Raw genomic sequence first — 16,501 nt, forward strand, 5'->3', positions numbered from 1 at the left:
ATAGAATCTGAAGCAGTCATCGGATTTCTTCCGCGAGATTTACCTTGAGTTGTGTATCGGCACGTTTACGCGCCAGTGCCGGTTCGCGCGCCGGCCCGCAGGCCGAGTCGCTGTCCGAGCAATGCGCTCACCAGGAGCGCGCAGATGATATTGACCGCTATTGCGGCTACGAATACGTGATGGAAAGCGGAAAGGCTCCCCGGTTCCGCGCTCGACACCATGATCGCGGCGAACCCGGCGACTCCGACGGCGCCGCCCACCTGACGAAACGCCACCGTCATACCGAGCCCACCCGCGAATTTCAGCGGCGGAATGGACCCGGCGGCCAGCGTCGACAGGCAAGCGAAGCCGAGGCCGAGTCCCGCGCCGCCGAGCAGCGCGGCGGGCAACCAACCACCCCAGAAATTCGATCTGGAGCCGAACAGATCGGATGCCCAGATCGCGTTGCTACCCGCGAAGAGCAGGCAGGCCAGTATCGCGACCTTCACCTGGGTGGCCGGGTTCGTGAGCCGTCCGGCGGACAGCGAGCCGACCACGGAGGCGACCGCCCCGATACCCAGCGCCCCAGCGGTTTCCAGGATGGTCCAGTGCCAAATGGTCGTGGCGAACAATGGGGCAGCGAGGTTCCACGCGAACATCATCGCGCTGAGCATGCCGAGACCCAGCGTGGCAATCGTGTAGGTCGGGTTACGCCAGACCGCCAGGTCGATTGCCGGAGCAGCGTGCGCACGCGAACGCAGGAGGGCCGCGCCGATGAGCAGGAGTCCGATGACGCCGAGTCCGATCGTCCGCACGTCCCGCCAACCCCACTGATCCCCCTCGGTGAGCGCACTGACGATGCAGGCGATACCCAAGCCGAGAGCGATGCTGCCGATGGCGTCCGGCAACCGGCTGCCTGCCGCTTTCACGTGGCCCGGCAGCACTACTAGGCCGCCCGCCAGCAGGGCGGCGCCGATCGGCAGGTTGATGAAGAACACCCACCGCCAGTCGAGCACGCGCAGCAGGACACCGCCTACCGCGGGCCCGACGACTGCCGAGAATCCCGCGGCAGCGCCCCAGGTGGCGACCGCGCGCGGGATGCGCTCGCGGGGTGTCGTCGAGAGGATCAGTCCCAGTGCGGCGGGGATCATTCCACCGGCCGCCGCGCCTTGCAGGAACCGACCGGCGATGAGCCATCCGACGGACGGGGCCACGCCGCAGATGAGCGACGCGAGCGTGAACACCACGAGCGACCAGAGCAGCACGGCGCGCCGATCGATGCTGTCGGCGACCCGGCCCGCGGGCGCAAGCAGGGCGGCGAACATGACCGCGTAACCGCTCACGATCCAGGTCAGGGTGCTGAGCGAGGTGAGCTCGAAGTCCGCGAGAATATCCGGGAAAGCAATATTGACAACAGTGAAGTCGAGGAACGCCATGAAGGTGATGCCACTGCACATCGCCAAGACACGAGCCGGGTCGACACCGCCGGCTGTGCGCGTCTGCTCTAGGCCGGCATCTGCCATCTGATCTTCTCCGGCACTGCTCGCGGTGCGCCGGTAGATGGCGCTGTGGAACGGGTGTTGAGGACAACGTGCGGCTGTCTGGCAGCGTCGGATATTACTATTTCGGATCCGGCATACTTTTCGGATCCAATATTCGGAACCATAGTGCCTCTTGCGCGGTTGGATAACGCCCGGTCCATTGTGCGGATAGGCGCTTCGTCACCATTGAGTTCGGGTGGTCTTGATCTTCCCCCAAGCCATCGTCAGCGTATGTGATCTGCCACTGTTCCCGCAAGGGCCGGTTAAATCCTGCGCGACCACCCAGAATGGCCGACCGGTCGGTTTAAAATAGTACATGGTACAAATTCAGGAACTTTATGAAACTAAAGAACGGCCGGATTGTCGCCGTGGTAAGCGATAGGTAATCTTTCGCACGAGTTCGGCGTGGAGTAGGAGTCATCAAATGAATGAGGCTGTCGTCGTCGGATACTCGCGGGTTCCGATCGGCAAGTTCGGCGGAGGACTGTCCGCCTTCGCCGGTACAGAGCTCGGGTCCAAGGCCATTGCCGGTGCACTCGAGCGCTCTCAGGTGCCGGGCGACCAGGTCGATTACGTGGTCATGGGGCACACACTCCAGGCAGGCGCGGGCCAGATCACCGCGCGCCAAGCCGCTTTCGGCGCGGGCATCCCGCTGAACGTACCCGCCGAGACCATGAACAAGGTGTGCCTCTCCGGCACCTCCGCGATCGCCCGCGCCGCCTCGTTGATCGCGCTCGCCGAGTTCGACATCGTGGTCGCGGGTGGCATGGAGTCGATGTCGAATGCACCGTACGTGCTCGACAAGGCGCGCTTCGGCTATCGCGCGGGCGACGGGGTCCTCAAAGACACCATGTTGTTCGACGGGCTGACCTGCCCGTTCGACCACAAGCTCATGGGCATGGCCACGGAGGAGTATCAGGCGGAGTCCGGCTACAGCCGGGAACGCCAGGACGAATGGTCGGCCCGGTCCCACGAGCGGGCCGCCGCCGCGTGGAAGAACGGGGCGTTCGCCGACGAGGTCGTCCCGGTCGAGGTGCCACAGCGCAAGGGCGACCCGCTCGTCTTCGACCAGGACGAGGGCATTCGCCCGGACACCACCGTCGAACGGCTCAGCGCCCTGCCGCCCGCCTTCACCCCGGGCGGCACGATTACCGCGGGCAACGCCTCGCAGACCTCCGACGGCGCCGCCGCGCTCGTGCTGATGTCGCGGCGCAAGGCAGCGGACCTCGGCCTGCCGGTACTGGCCACCATCAAGGCATGGGGGGCCACCGCGGGCCCGCTGTCGTTGCTGCCGCAACCGTCCAACGCCATCCGCAAGGCGGCCGCCAAGATCGACCTCGACCCGGCCGGCCTCGACCTCTACGAACTCAACGAGGCGTTCGCGTCGGTCGCCATCGCCGCGGTCGATGATCTCGGCATCTCCGAAGACATCGTCAACGTCAACGGCGGCGCCATCGCCATGGGTCACCCACTGGGCTGCACCGGTGCCCGTATCACCGTCACCCTCATCAATGAATTGCGCCGCCGCGGCGGCGGAATCGGTGCGGCCGCGCTGTGCGGCGGTGGCGGTCAAGGCGATGCTTTGATCGTCGAGGTGGCGTGACCCGAATCGCTACTTGACGTCGGTGGGCACCGGGACCGCGGGGCGGATGATGCGGGCCCGGCTCCACTTGCGCATCACCGGGAGTTCGACGAAGCGGTACAGCAGCCAGGCGGTCCCGACACTCAGGACCATGAACGGCACGACCATCAGCAGCGCGACATACAGCGGCGCGTCCTCGGTTTGGCTGAACCGGAACAACTCCGCACCCGCCATGATCACCAAGAGGTGCACCATGTACAGCGCGAACGAAACCTCGCCGAGCCACACCATCACCCGGCCGTTCAGGAAGGTGCTCGTTTGCCGCAAATCGGCGACCGCGCCCATGGGGATCACCAGCGCCAGCGGGATCACCATCGTCGCCGGAGCGGCGACGTAAATGCCGGGGGCGTACAGCGCACCGGCACCGAAGACCAGGAACACCGCCAGGGTGGGCAGGAAGCCGATTTTGACCCATCGGCCGGAAATCACGATGCGCGCCACCATGATTCCGAGCACGAACTCCAGGCAGCGGGTCGGCGGGAAAGCGAAGGTGAACCAATACTGGAGCGCCGAATAACCCATACCCGGCGCCGGGGGCGGTGTGTCCGACATCAGGAGATCGGCGATGACCGGAATCGACCAGATGGCGGCGGTCACCGCGATCGCCGACACCCACAGCCGCTCCACCGGAATGCGCGAGATCCAGAAGTACAACAGCGGGAAAGCCAGGTAGAACAACACCTCACACGCCAGCGACCAGCTCACCGCATTGATGCCGAAGGTGATGTGCAGGTCGGGGAACCACGATTGGATCAGCAGGAGGTTCGGGATCAGCGTTTTGAGCTCGACCGCCTGTCCGCTGCCCAACATCAGCACGACCACCAAGAGTGCCGTCACCAGGTGGTTGGGATAGATTTTGCAGATTCGCTTGCGCCAGAACGCCGATCTGGCCAGACCCGGCCGCACCGCCCAGGTCAGCACGAACCCGCTGAGAATGAAGAAGAACGAAACCCCCACATTCCCGGTCATCTGCCAGAACATCCCCAGCCCCTTGCCCTCCACATAGCGGTCCGGGGTCAATCGCAACATCACGTGCGTGAAGACGACCATCGAGGCCGCGATGAACCGCATCCCGGTCAGCGACGGAAGCGGCGGCCGCACCGTGGTAACGGCGGGATAGTACGGGGAGATCATGGTGGAATCCTTGGGAGTTCGAAGAGCAAGAGCCGTGCCCGCGATCAGATCGCCGGACGGCAACCGGCGCACGGTATCGCCGGTGCGTAGCCGAAAACGATTATCGAAATTACTTGAAATCTCCGAACCGGTAACCGAAAATAGATACGATCACGCGTCTCGAATCATCCCGTGCGACAGGCGAATTGCCCATTGAATCCCCTCCTCGAATCGAACGCTAACACGGGTTTACAACCTGAGCCAGGGCCGTGCCGGGCGAAGTGACCTGGCAAATGGGTCGTGTAATGCATTCGAGCGCGAAAAGCCCTGGACGCCTGCGGACCTCCGCACGTGACCGGGCACACGAGCACCGTATGCGTCGAGAGGCAAGCAAAAATACTTGTCGTTTTTGCCCACGACGAAAAGGGCGGTGTAGGTCGAGCCACGAAATATTTCCCGACCTCGACCTACACCGCCACTGCTCCTAGGTTGTCCTGTTCCCTGCCTGTTCGGCCGCGAGGAACGGCGCACGGTCGAACAGGAATCGGCTCTGGGTGATCTTGCCGTCGATCACGGTGACGCATTCAGCACCAGGCGCGTTCGGCACCGGGATCGTCTCCGTGTCATACATGACCATGGCGGTCTCCGCATCGCCGAAGGCCGCGATCATGGTGGCGCCGGTCAGGATCTGCAGGAACGGTCCGAGGAACGCGCGGTACGCCGCGGCCCCCTCGATGCGTCCGGCCGGTGCGTGGCAGACGATGTCATCAGCGATATAGGTCATGGCCAGGTCGAGGTCCTTGCCGGTCCACGCCTGGTGGTAGGCCAGCGCGATCTGCAGCGCCGGGCTGGTGTTGTCGGTCATCTCATGCCTCTCGGGTTCGAATGATCACGTGCAAGGCCGTCCCGTCGGTACGTCCTCGCTAAGTTCAGACAACGACGCGGCCCGAAACGGAACGGTGCGAGGAATGACCGACATGAATACGACGCTCGCCAGAGCGCGCGACGGCGACGCGGCGGCGTTCCGCGCGCTCACCGATCCGTACCGCCGCGAACTGCACGTGCACTGCTACCGGATGCTCGGCTCGGTCACCGATGCCGACGACATGCTTCAGGAAACATTGCTCGCCGCATGGCGTGGGTTGCCGGGCTTCCAGGAGCGAGCCGCCTTGCGCACCTGGCTGTATCGCATAGCCACCAACCGCTGCCTCAACGCCCTCCGGGCCGCCCGGCGCACCCCCGTGGAACCGATCCCACCATTCGTGCCGCCCGAGCCCACCCGGCGCGGCGCGGCAACCTGGCTCCAGCCCTACCCCGATGCCCTGCTGGACGAGCTGCCCGATCACCAGCCTGGTCCGGCGGCTCGCTACCAGGCGCGGGAGGCGGTGGAACTAGCGTTTGTCGCGGCACTGCAACAACTTCCGCCGCGCCAGGCAGCCGCCCTGCTCCTGCGCGATGTGCTCGGCTACGCCACAGCCGAGGCCGCGGAGTTGCTCGGCACCAGCGCGCTCGCCGTGAAAGGAGCACTCCAGCGGGCGCGCGCCGCCCTCGGCGAAAACCGCGGGCGGGCAACCGCATTCGAACCCGGCTCGGCCGCCGAGCGCGAGCTGGCCCGGCGCTTCGCCGAAGCGTTCAGCGCCGACGACATCGACGGCGTGCTCGCCCTGCTCACCGACGACGCCTGGCTCCGCATGCCCCCCGCCCCACACGAATACCAGGGCGCCGCCATCGGGACCTTCCTGCGAACCGTCGCCACTTGGCGAAACGACCGTCGCTTCCAGCTACTGCCCACCCGCGCGAACAACCACCCCGCCTTCGGTTGCTACCTCGCCGATTCCGGTGCGCCGCTGGCGCATTCGGCCGGGTTGATCGTGCTCGGCTTCGACCACGACCGTATCGCCGTCATTACTCACTTCCTGGACACCGACCTAGCCCCTCGGTTCGGTCTGCCCGACACCATTCCGGCCGGACAGGGCCCCACCGCTGAAACCTCCCCGGCGTGGCGATGACCTTCACTACTCCGGTCCGGCCAGAGGCTTGCGCATTCCTGCTCGGAGAGAAGAATTTCCGGACTGCCACCGACCGGCCGGACGCATTCGGCGCGACCCGTCTCCGTCTCACCTCACGAAGTCGGCGGCGAAACTTTCGAGCATCGGGAATTGCCTGGGCTGTCACCGCCGTCGTGGGTTCGGTCGCGCGCTCCGACGCGACTGCCGGTACCGGCGCGGGGGTTCGGGGCTTGGTCGGCCACGGCTGGCCGGGCGCGCCCTTGACGTCGCGCTCGTATTTCGTGAACCAGGGTTCCGCCATCACTCCTCCTCAACTCGGAATCGCGACGAGATTCGGCCGCACTCAGCCATCCCCCACTGTGCTCCGACCGCCAGGTCCTCGCACCCGACGACGAGTTTTTGCCCCCAGAGCGTGCAAACTGCTGGCCTCCTTCGCACCGGCACCTGTCACTCGGCCGCCGTGCGGCGCGGGCAGCACACCCGGCGGCTCGAGTCGGTCGGCCGCTAATCCCGGGACTCGTCGATTTCGAGTGCCATGGCGGGGCAAGCGTCCACGGCCTCCCGCGCTGCCGAGAGACCGCTGTGCAATTTCGGGGCGAGCAACCGCACCCTGCCGTCGTTCTCGTCTTGATCGAAGAGGTCCGGCGCGACCAGGGCGCACATGCCCGAGCCGATACAGCGCTCCCGATCCGCAGAGATTCGCATCCTCGTATCTCCTTTCGTCACGGTTTATCGGGCCGCTTCCGTCCAGCTGACCGGCAATTCGTGGACGCCGTAGATATTCATGTCGGTCTTGAGCTTCACCTCGTCGGCGGGGATGGCGAGCTGGAGGGTCGGGAAGCGACGCAGCAGTCCCTCGAAACCGGCGCGCATTTCGATGCGGGCCAGTTGCTGGCCGAGGCAGGTGTGGATGCCGTGGCCGAAGGACAGGTGACCGCGGGCCTTGCGGTGCAGGTCCAGGGTGTCGGGATGGTCGAAGCGCTTGGGGTCGTGGTTGGCGGCCAGCAGTGAGACGACGACGGTCGACCCCTTGCCGATTGTTTCGCCGCCGAGTTCGATGTCCTCGGTGGCGTAGCGGTAGAAGATGTCGGCAATGGACAGGTAGCGCAGAAGTTCCTCGACGGCATCGGGCAGCAGATCCGGGTCGGCGCGCAGTTCGGCCAGCTGCTCCGGGTGCTCCAGGAGCGCGAAAGTGCCAAGTGCCAGCATGTTCGCGGTGGTCTCGTGGCCGGCGAGCAGCAACAGGAAGGCGACGCCGGTCAGTTCCTCGATGCTGAGGTCATCGTCGCGGGCCAGGTCGGACAGGATGTCTTCGCCAGGGGCGGCGTGCTTGCTCATGACCAATTCGGCCAGGTACGTGGTCATCGCGCCGTACGCGGCCATCTTCTCGTCGAGGTCCGGGTTCTTGACCAAGAACTTGGCGGAATTGTCCTGGAAGGTCGCCCGATCCGCGTAGGGGACGCCGAGCAGTTCGCAGATCACCAGCGAGGGCACCGGCAGCGCGAACTCCTTGACCAGGTCGACCGGCGGGGTCAGCCGCGCCATCTCGTCCAGTTGCCGCTCGACGATGTCGATGATGTGCTCTTCGAGCTGTCTCATCCGTCGGACGGTGAAAGCGCCGGTGAGCTTGCGCCGCAGCCGGGTATGGTCCGGCGGGTCCATGGCGATGAACAAGCCCGGAATCTGCGGGGACGGCTCGGTGGCGGCCGGCATGCCGGGGATGTTGTCCAGCGCGTGGACGATGCCGATGTCCTGGCGGGAGCTGAACCGGGTGTCGGCCATCAGCTGGCGAACCGCGTCGTAGCCGGTGACCAGCCAGCCCTCGTGGCCGTCGGGGAAGACCAGGGGGCTGACCGGGCGTGCCTCGCGGAGCCGGGTGATCTCGCGGGGCGGGTCGAAGGGACTCGCGTCGCGCTCGGTGGGCAGGCCGTGCGGGATGGGAACCGTTTGACTCATCGGGTTTACCTTTCGTGGCGGTTGTTGCGGCAACGTTCGCCGACCGACCTGACATAGGACTGTCACGCCGCTGACACCGACCGCCGCCGCCTGAACCGTCCAGGGCAATGCACCGCGTCGGTGGTCGCCGGGCCTGCCATCGCCCATGGCAAACTCGGCCTGGTGCAGATCGGGATTCTTGGACCATTCGAAATTCGCACCGACGACGGCGTTTTCGCCGACGTGCCGGGCGCGCGGCTGCGCGGGCTGTTGGTCGCCCTCGCACTCGAATCAGGTCACCCGGTCCCGAAGGCGACGCTCATCGACTGGATCTGGGGCGAGCAGCCGCCCGCCGACGCGGCGAATGCCTTGCACCGCTTGGTTTCCCGGTTGCGCAAGGCGCTGCCGGACGGGTTGGTCGAGGGGCAGACCGACGGCTACCGGTTGACCGTGGACCCCGACGCGGTCGACGCTGTGCGGTTCGAACGCCTCGTCACCCAAGCCCGTAATGACGAGGGCCAACGGCGGGTAGGGCGGCTGCGCGAAGCTCTCGGATTGTGGCGCGGCGCGGCATTGCAGGACGTCGGCCTGCAGGACAGCGGGGCGTTCGACGCGGTGGTCACCCGGCTCGAGGGGCTGCGCCTGACCGCCATGGAGGATCGGTTCGACGCGGAGATCAGCCTCGGCCACGGCGCGGAGCTGGTCACCGAACTGACCGACTTGGTGGCCGCGCATCCGGTGCGTGAACGGCTTGTCGCCGCGTTGATGCGGGCCCTCGTCGCGACCGGTCGCGATACCGAGGCGCTGCGGGTGTACGAGCGCACGAGAGAAGCCCTGGCCGACGAACTGGGCGTCGACCCCTCTCCGGAGCTGTCGGATTTGCACGTCGCGCTGCTGCGGGGCGAGTTGGGACGGCGCGAGGAGAATCGTACGACCAACTTGCGCACCGAGCTCACCAGCTTTGTCGGCAAGGGCGGTGATGTCGCCGCGGTCCGTGAACTCATTGCCGAACATCGGCTCACCACCCTGATCGGGCCGGGCGGTTCGGGAAAGACCAGGCTGGCCACGGAAACCGCGCGCACGCTGCTCGGCGACCTGCCGGAGGGCGCGTGGCTGGTCGAACTCGCGCCCCTCGGCGCCGACGGTGGCACGGGCGGCGGGAACAACATCGCGCAGGCGACGCTGGCCGCGCTCAGCTTGCGGGACGCGCTGCTCGGCGAGGCACCGGACGCGGAGCCGACGGAGCGGGTCATTGCCGCGGTCCGCGATCGGGCGGTGTTGCTGATCCTGGATAACTGCGAGCACGTGATCGAGTCCGCGGCGACATTCGCGCATCGAGTGCTCGGCGAGTGCAGGCAGCTGCGGATCCTCGCGACGAGCCGGGAGCCCCTCGGCATCACCGGCGAGGCGCTATGGCCGGTCGCGCCGCTGGCCTTGCCGAAGGAGGACGCCGACCCCGGCGAGATCGAATCCGCTCCGGCCATTCAGCTGCTGCGGGACCGAGCAGGCGCGGTGCGCAAGGATCTCGCGATCGACGCCGACACCTTGGCGACGATGGTGCGCGTCTGCCGGGCGCTGGACGGGATGCCGCTGGCCATCGAACTCGCCGCGGCCAGGCTGCGCACCATGTCCCTCGATCAGCTCGCCCACCGGCTCGATGATCGGTTCCGCCTGCTGACCGGCGGTAGCCGTACCGCGCTGCCGCGGCACAAGACGCTGCGGGCGCTGATCGACTGGAGCTGGGAGCTGCTCACCGATGCCGAACGAGTAGTCCTGCGCAGGCTTTCGGTGTTCTCCGGTGGCGCGAGCCTGGAAGCGGCCGAACGGGTCTGTGCCAGCGATACGGTCGAGACGGGTCAGGTCCTCGAGTTGCTGACCGCGCTGACCGAGAAATCACTGGTGGTCATCGCGGAGGACCGGGCGCCGCGCTACCGGATGCTCGGCACGATCAAGGAGTACGCCGAGCACCGTCTCGCGGAGGCGGGAGAAGCGGATCTGGCGCGTCGTGCCCATCTCGGGTATTTCACCGAGTTCGCCGACGTCGCGGAGCCGCATCTTCGCCGCGCCGAGCAACTGGAATGGCTTGCCACCCTCGAGGTCGAGCACGACAACATCGCTGCCGCGATGCGCGGTGCGCTCGCAGCCGGTGAAGCAGACGGGGCGATGCGGCTCGCGGCAGCCGCCGGCTGGTACTGGTGGCTCGGTGGGCACAAGGCGGAGGGCAACGAGCTGCTCATGGCGGCAACTGCGCTGCCCGGCGAGGTGCCCGACGAGATCCGGGGCGTGGTGTACGCGTTCGTCGTACAGTTCGTGACCTCGGGGCAGCAGAATGACCAGTTCCAGGCGGAGGAGTGGATCCGCAAGACTTACGAAATCAGTCGGCGGGTGCAGAACCCGCACCCGGCGCTGAAGTTCGCCGCCCCGCTGGAACGCATGCTGCAAGGTCCGGATGAGTTCCTGCCCGCGTGGGAAGCACTGCTGGTCGACGAGGATCCCTGGGTCCGCGCACTGGCCCGGCTGCACCTCGGCAAGTTGCGAAGCCAGCTCGGCGAGGGCAGCCGGGATGCGGATGCATATCTCGAGCAGGCGCTCACGGAGTTTCGCGCGCTCGGCGAACGGTGGGGAATTTCGTTCGCGCTGATCGAGTTGGCCAATCGGATCGCCATGCGCGGCGAGTTCGCCGGTGCGTGCGAGCACTTCGAACAGGCGATCGCGGTCGTCACCGAGGTCGGCGCCATCGAGGATGTCGCGCCGATGCGGTCGCGGCAGGCCCAGTTGTACTGGCTACTAGGCGATGCGGAGTCGAGCGCGGCCGCGATGGCCGAGGCGCAGCGGGCCGCGGAACGCGTCGCCTGGCCGAATGCGCTGGCCGAGCTGGCGCTGTCGAAGGCAGCGCTCGCGCGCTGGAGCGGCGACGCCGAGCAGGCACATCGGCAACTCGACGTCGCGACAGCGATGCTGGGCGATGACGCCGAGCGGCCGAACGTCCGCGCGGTGATCGAAGACCTGCTCGGCTACCTCGCCGAAAACCTCGACGAGGCAAGGAAACACCGCATCGCGGCCTTCCAGGCGGCGTTGGAGGCGGGGCATGCGCCCCTGATCGCACACGTGCTCGTGGGAATCGCGGACTTGGCGCTGCGTGACCACCAGTACGAGCAAGCCGCGCGGCTGGTCGCGGCGAGCGCCGGCGTGCGCGGTCTGACGGATCGTTCCCAACCGGATGTGGCCCGGATCGAGCAGTCCACGCGGAACCGCCTCGGCGACACCGGGTTCGCCGAGGCGGCTCGGGAAGGGACGCAGGCCGACTGGAATCAGCTGGTCGCCGTCACGCTCGCTGCTTGAACGTGGGACGGACCGACACCCAGATCGATGCCGTCGAGCACGACCTTGTCTCCATAAGCCTTCCGCAGACCGGAAACCGCGACTTGGCCTCGAGCAGGCACAACTGACCTTTCGGCACGCGGCGGCGCCGCGTCAGCGGCCGCGTCAGCGCGGTGACGGTCCGGTGTCAGGACAGCGGGCGATCGTAGTTCCCGTCGAACTCCACACCAGAGACGAGGAACCATGAACAACCAATCCGCACAAGCGATCACGACGTCCGCCGGGCCGGATCGCCCGGAGCTGCAGCAGGCCATCGAGGAGATCGTCGATTCCGGTTTGGTCGGGCTGACGCTGCGCGTGCACGATGAGCGGGGCGAGTGGGTCGGCAGCGCCGGGGTGAGCAAGCTGGGCGAGACCGCCGAGCCGCCGATCGACGGACATGTCCGGATCGGCAGCAACACCAAGACCTTCACCGCCACCCTGGTTCTGCAGCTGGTAGCCGAGGGCAAGATCGGGCTGGACATCCCGGTGGCCGACTACCTGCCCGAATTCGGGCTGGACGAGCGGATCACGGTGCGGATGCTGTTGCAGCACACCAGCGGAATATTCAACTTCACCGGCGAGGTCTACCCCGACGGGACGGTCGTGCCGGGAATCCCCTGGTCCGGTCAGGAGTGGGTGGACAACCGGTTCAAGACCTACCAGCCTGAGGAACTGGTGCGGTTCGCGCTGTCCAAGTCCGCCCGGTTCGAGCCGGGCACGGGCTGGAGCTACTCCAACACCAACTATGTGCTGGCCCGGCTGCTGATCGAGCGGGTCACCGGCCGCTCGGCCGCCGAGGAGACGCAGCGACTGATCCTGGGGCCGCTCGGACTGTCGGGCACCATCGTGCCGGGTATCTCGACGGAGATCCCCGAGCCGCACGCGCACGCCTACTACCGGTACGTGGCCGACGGGCAGGAGAAGACAGTCGACGTCACCAGCCAGAACCCCTCCTGGATCGCCGCGGGCGGTGACATGATCTCGACCACCGCGGACCTGCACACATTCATCTCCGCACTGGTGAGCGGCAAACTCCTGCCTGCCCAGCTGCTGGCCGAGATGTGCACCCCGCACCCGACGGGAATCCCGAACATGGATTACGGCCTTGGCGTTTTCGTGGTGCAGACGGACGGCGGCACCGTCATCTCGCACAACGGCGGCCACGGCGGACATGCGGCGCTGATGTACAGCACGCCCGATGGCAGTAGGACACTGACCGCCTCGCTGAACTATGTGGACGATGCCGAATTGTCCGGGGCCGTGACGTTCCAGAAGGCGACGCAGCGGCTCATCGAAGAGGTCTTCTGCGGCGGGCAGCCCGCGGCTGAGCCGACCAGCTGAGCACCCCCTGGCTCATCGGCGGGGTCCGTTGACCCCCGCAGCTCATTTCCAACAAACCATTTCACTGAAGGAGTACAGCCATGCCCACATTCGAGACCCCGGAACCGATCAGCATCACCGTCGATGTCCTCTCCGGCAACGTCCGGGTCGTCGCGTCCAACCGTACCGACACCGTCGTCGAGGTCCGGCCGACCGACGCAGCCAAGAAGGCTGACGTGCGCGCCGCCACCCATACCCGGGTCGATTTCGCCGCCGGCACCCTGACCGTGAAAGCACCCAAAGAATGGCGGACCTACACACCCTTCGGCGGCAACCCGTCGGTCGAGGTGACCATTGAGGTGCCCATCGACTCCCGTCTGAAAGCTACCGTCGGCGCGGGCCGATTGCTGGGCACCGGCGAACTCGGCGAGTGCGACCTGGAGATAGCGGCTGGCGACATCACCGTCGAACGCCCCCGTGGTTCGGTGACCGCCAAAGCCGCCAAGGGCGACATCCGCATCGGCGAAGCAGCACGCGGCGTGCTCCGACTGGAGACAGCCATGGGCGAATTGGCGGTCGGTATCCGGCCGGGCAGCGCGGCGCGGCTGGAAACAAACACCTCCGTCGGCACCGTGCAGAACCGAATGGCACCGGTCGACCGGCCGCAGGAGGACGCCGAAACCGTCCACGTGTATGCGCGTAACTCGTTCGGCAACATCATCATCGGACACAGCACGGCCGCCTGACCCCCACCGACACCACGGCACCACCCCGGGACCTGCCCGCACCAGCGGCAGCATCCCGGGGCTCACCCGTCAGCGGTTGCGCCTGCGGCTTCGCTGCGGCCCGGGGTGCTGATTTCGAGGACAACGACGCACGAAATAGCTACTGTCCGAGGATATTACGAGGGCCAGGTTCGACTCGGCCACTCGAGGACGGAGAGCATGTTGAGATCCACCAGATGGACAGCGTTACTGGCGGCCGCCGTATTCGCGATCGGACTGAGCCTGACGGCCTGTACGTCCGACGGAGGTGATGCGGCGGACGACGTGGTCACCGTCAATGGCGGTGAGCCGCAACATCCTCTCGTTCCGACGAATACCAACGAGAACCAGGGCGGTCGCGTGGTCGACCGCTTGTTCGCCGGGCTGAAGTACTACGACACCGAGGGCGTGGCGCACAACGAGGTGGCGCAGTCGATCGAGTCGACCGATCGGCAGCATTATCGGATCACCCTCGCGCCGGACTGGAAGTTCACCGACGGCTCCCCGGTGACGGCGAAGTCGTTCGTCGACGCGTGGAACTACGGTGCGCTGAGCACCAATGCACAATTGCAGAGCTGGATATTCGCCTCGATCGTCGGCTACGACGAGGTATCGGTGGATCCGCCCAAGGCGCAGACGATGTCGGGGCTGAAGGTGGTCGACGATCGCACGTTCACGGTCGATCTCACCCGTCCGTCGATCGATTTCGAACTCTCGCTGGGGTTCACGCCGTTCCGGCCGCTGCCCGAGGTGGCGTACCGGGACATGAAGGCGTTCGGTGAGCGCCCGATCGGCAACGGCCCGTACAAGTTCGCCGGTCCGGATGCCTGGCAGCACAACGTGCAGATCGATCTTGTGCCGAATCCGGATTACCGCGGCAAGCGTCCGGCGAAAAACAAAGGGTTGCGGTTCGTGATGTACGCGACCTACGACACCGCCTACGCCGATCTGCTGGCCGGCAACCTCGACCTGCTCGACACCATCCCCGACAACGCGTTGACCAGCTTCAAAAACGATCTCGGCGACCGCGCCATCCAGAAGAAGACCGCACGATACGAGCACATCGGATTCCAGCCCACCGTACCGCATTTCGGCGGCGCGGAAGGCGTGCTACGCCGCAAGGCGATCTCGCTGGCCATCAACCGGCCGCAGATTGCCGAAACCATCTGGCACGGCACCAAGGCCCCCGCGCGGGACTTCACCTCCGCCAGCCTGCCCGGTTACCAGGACAATCTCCCCGGAGTGGAACTGCTGACGTACAACCCGGATGAGGCCCGGAAGCTGTGGGAGCAGGCCAACGCCATCGCGCCGTGGACGGGTCGCCTCGAGATCGCCTACAACTCCGACGGCGGCCACCAGGCCTGGATCGAGGCGGTCGCCAACAGCGTCAAGAACACCCTCGGCATCGAGGCGATCGGCACGCCGTATCCGACGTTCAAGCCTTTGCGCGACGCGATCACCAGCAAGTCCATCCGCACCGCGTTCCGTAACGCCTGGCAGGGCGACTATCCGACGATGCTGAACTTCCTGATCCCGCAGTATCTGTCCGATTCGGCAAGCAACGACATCGGCTACGTCAACCCCGAATTCGACAAGCTCATCGCCGTCGCGCTGGCCGCGCCCACACCGGAGGAGTCCTACGCACACATCGCAAAGGCGCAGGCCATCCTGTTCCAGGACATGCCCGACGTTCCGGTGTTCAACGACAACAACAACGCGGGACATTCGGACAAGGTGCGAGAGGCGAAGCTGACCTGGAACGGCCTATTCGCTTACGAGAGCGTCGAAAAATAGTCAACGTGGACGTCTCGGCGACTGGAGTAGCCCGTGGCCGGAGTGGAAGGCGGGCAACGCCGACGCGGGTTGAGTGAGCATCCCGAACGGGCCATCGGTTAGCCGGTGGCCCGTTTTGCTGATTGTCCCGCGCCGGTGCGGGACGGCTGCGGAGAATCCGCAGTCGAACAAAGCTATCGCGATTCTCTCGAATTCGCGAGAAGTGGCCATCCGTGGGGTGCTCGTAGCCGGGACGGGCACCGGTCGGCGCCGCTGGCCCGGTCCGGACAGCAGTGCTACATTTTTCGGGAGCTTCGTTGGCAATTCGCTTGTCGCACAGGCGATTGCGCCATACCGGCGCTGCTCGGTGCCGCATGCGGATTCTGTTACTCCGGCGATGAGATCGGCATGTCTGGGACTTCCGCAACCGTCGAAAGGTTTGGAAATACATGACCGTGCAAATTCCACCCTATCGAGCTACTACGGACGTGACGTTGTTGACGCATGCGTTGCGACCCTACCGGGCGAACTGCCGATATCTGATGTCGTGTGAGGTAACGACGCCCGATGACTCCGAAGCGCTGGTCGTGGCCGCCGGAGACTTCGAGATCCCAGAATCGTGTTATATCGATGATACCGGCCACTTCAACTCAGTGGAGTTCAACATCTGTTTCAACCAACTGAGTTACTACATGGTGGCCAAGGTAATACAGGACGAGCTGCTGGAGGAACTGAACCACTGGTCGCTGGCCGACTATTGGCGAACGCAGTTGACAAATATGTTGATATGCGATTTTCAGAGCAGCTTCCGGCAGCCCATGTCTGGTCGCAATTTCTCGGGTGAGGTGCGACTGCTGAAGATCTCCAAGCGGGAGAGTAAGCGCCTGGGGGTGCCGTTGATATTCTTGGATACCGAGTGCCATTTCAGTGACGCAACTGGCGGCAATTGCAGCGGCGCAGTCAAGCTCGCCATTGTGGACACAATAGCCGGCCAATCCTAGGTCGCGGCCCATCCCGCAATATCCGGCCCTGCGGGCCGAAAGTCACTGGAGCGACAAGCCA

The 16,501-nt window shown here is 65.8% G+C and carries 12 protein-coding genes; 7 read left to right on the forward strand and 5 right to left on the reverse strand.

What is annotated here, in order from left to right; all coding sequences use genetic code 11:
• Positions 1 to 65: 65 nt before the first annotated feature.
• Complete coding sequence (locus tag KV110_RS32355) at positions 66 to 1,502, reverse strand: MFS transporter (RefSeq protein WP_218470956.1); 1,437 nt, start codon at positions 1,500 to 1,502, stop codon at positions 66 to 68.
• Positions 1,503 to 1,944: 442 nt separating this feature from the next.
• Between KV110_RS32355 and KV110_RS32360 the strand changes: the two genes are divergently transcribed.
• Complete coding sequence (locus KV110_RS32360) at positions 1,945 to 3,123, forward strand: acetyl-CoA C-acyltransferase (protein ID WP_218470957.1); 1,179 nt, start codon at positions 1,945 to 1,947, stop codon at positions 3,121 to 3,123.
• Positions 3,124 to 3,132: 9 nt separating this feature from the next.
• Here KV110_RS32360 and KV110_RS32365 read toward each other — a convergent pair whose 3' ends face one another.
• Positions 3,133 to 4,296, reverse strand: a complete 1,164-nt coding sequence (locus tag KV110_RS32365) for an acyltransferase family protein (protein ID WP_218470958.1) — start codon at positions 4,294 to 4,296, stop codon at positions 3,133 to 3,135.
• A gap of 463 nt (positions 4,297 to 4,759) precedes the next feature.
• A complete protein-coding gene (locus tag KV110_RS32370) occupies positions 4,760 to 5,140 on the reverse strand; it encodes a nuclear transport factor 2 family protein (protein ID WP_218470959.1) in 381 nt (126 codons plus the stop codon).
• Between the two features lie 103 nt (positions 5,141 to 5,243).
• On the opposite strand from KV110_RS32370, the gene KV110_RS32375 reads away from it, so the two are divergent.
• On the forward strand, positions 5,244 to 6,284 hold the full coding sequence (locus KV110_RS32375; RefSeq protein ID WP_246634126.1) for an RNA polymerase subunit sigma-70: 1,041 nt from the start codon (positions 5,244 to 5,246) through the stop codon (positions 6,282 to 6,284).
• A gap of 504 nt (positions 6,285 to 6,788) precedes the next feature.
• Here the strand turns inward: KV110_RS32375 and KV110_RS32380 are convergent.
• Both KV110_RS32380 and KV110_RS32385 read right to left on the reverse strand, forming a co-directional pair.
• Positions 6,789 to 6,989: a ferredoxin gene (locus KV110_RS32380; protein ID WP_218470960.1), complete on the reverse strand. Its 201-nt coding sequence runs from the start codon at positions 6,987 to 6,989 to the stop codon at positions 6,789 to 6,791.
• Positions 6,990 to 7,013: 24 nt separating this feature from the next.
• Positions 7,014 to 8,240, reverse strand: a complete 1,227-nt coding sequence (locus KV110_RS32385) for a cytochrome P450 (protein ID WP_218470961.1) — start codon at positions 8,238 to 8,240, stop codon at positions 7,014 to 7,016.
• Between the two features lie 162 nt (positions 8,241 to 8,402).
• Between KV110_RS32385 and KV110_RS32390 the strand changes: the two genes are divergently transcribed.
• The 5 genes from KV110_RS32390 (at position 8,403) to KV110_RS32410 (ending at position 16,440) form a co-directional block, all read left to right on the forward strand.
• The gene (locus KV110_RS32390; protein ID WP_218470962.1) at positions 8,403 to 11,561 is read left to right on the forward strand and encodes an ATP-binding protein; all 3,159 of its coding nucleotides are present in this window, start codon (positions 8,403 to 8,405) and stop codon (positions 11,559 to 11,561) included.
• Between the two features lie 222 nt (positions 11,562 to 11,783).
• Complete coding sequence (locus tag KV110_RS32395; RefSeq protein ID WP_218470963.1) at positions 11,784 to 12,923, forward strand: serine hydrolase domain-containing protein; 1,140 nt, start codon at positions 11,784 to 11,786, stop codon at positions 12,921 to 12,923.
• Positions 12,924 to 13,003: 80 nt separating this feature from the next.
• Positions 13,004 to 13,648, forward strand: coding sequence for a DUF4097 family beta strand repeat-containing protein (locus KV110_RS32400; protein ID WP_218470964.1), 645 nt, complete (start codon positions 13,004 to 13,006; stop codon positions 13,646 to 13,648).
• Positions 13,649 to 13,846: 198 nt separating this feature from the next.
• Positions 13,847 to 15,460, forward strand: coding sequence for a peptide ABC transporter substrate-binding protein (locus tag KV110_RS32405; protein ID WP_218470965.1), 1,614 nt, complete (start codon positions 13,847 to 13,849; stop codon positions 15,458 to 15,460).
• Between the two features lie 428 nt (positions 15,461 to 15,888).
• Positions 15,889 to 16,440 (forward strand): FcoT family thioesterase, encoded by a 552-nt coding sequence (locus KV110_RS32410; protein WP_218470966.1) that lies wholly within the window; start codon positions 15,889 to 15,891, stop codon positions 16,438 to 16,440.
• Positions 16,441 to 16,501: the final 61 nt, after the last annotated feature.

Origin of the sequence: Nocardia iowensis, from assembly GCF_019222765.1 — a bacterium.
GTDB classification, from domain to species: domain Bacteria; phylum Actinomycetota; class Actinomycetes; order Mycobacteriales; family Mycobacteriaceae; genus Nocardia; species Nocardia iowensis.

Bases quoted from the DNA above. Each gene is read 5' to 3' on its own strand.
- KV110_RS32405 (WP_218470965.1), top strand. From the start codon at position 13,847: ATGTTGAGATCCACCAGATGGACAGCGTTACTGGCGGCCGCCGTATTC.
- KV110_RS32400 (WP_218470964.1), top strand. From the start codon at position 13,004: ATGCCCACATTCGAGACCCCGGAACCGATCAGCATCACCGTCGATGTC.
- KV110_RS32370 (WP_218470959.1), bottom strand. From the start codon at position 5,140: ATGACCGACAACACCAGCCCGGCGCTGCAGATCGCGCTGGCCTACCAC.
- KV110_RS32360 (WP_218470957.1), top strand. From the start codon at position 1,945: ATGAATGAGGCTGTCGTCGTCGGATACTCGCGGGTTCCGATCGGCAAG.
- KV110_RS32385 (WP_218470961.1), bottom strand. From the start codon at position 8,240: ATGAGTCAAACGGTTCCCATCCCGCACGGCCTGCCCACCGAGCGCGAC.
- KV110_RS32375 (WP_246634126.1), top strand. From the start codon at position 5,244: ATGACCGACATGAATACGACGCTCGCCAGAGCGCGCGACGGCGACGCG.
- KV110_RS32380 (WP_218470960.1), bottom strand. From the start codon at position 6,989: ATGCGAATCTCTGCGGATCGGGAGCGCTGTATCGGCTCGGGCATGTGC.
- KV110_RS32355 (WP_218470956.1), bottom strand. From the start codon at position 1,502: ATGGCAGATGCCGGCCTAGAGCAGACGCGCACAGCCGGCGGTGTCGAC.
- KV110_RS32365 (WP_218470958.1), bottom strand. From the start codon at position 4,296: ATGATCTCCCCGTACTATCCCGCCGTTACCACGGTGCGGCCGCCGCTT.
- KV110_RS32410 (WP_218470966.1), top strand. From the start codon at position 15,889: ATGACCGTGCAAATTCCACCCTATCGAGCTACTACGGACGTGACGTTG.
- KV110_RS32395 (WP_218470963.1), top strand. From the start codon at position 11,784: ATGAACAACCAATCCGCACAAGCGATCACGACGTCCGCCGGGCCGGAT.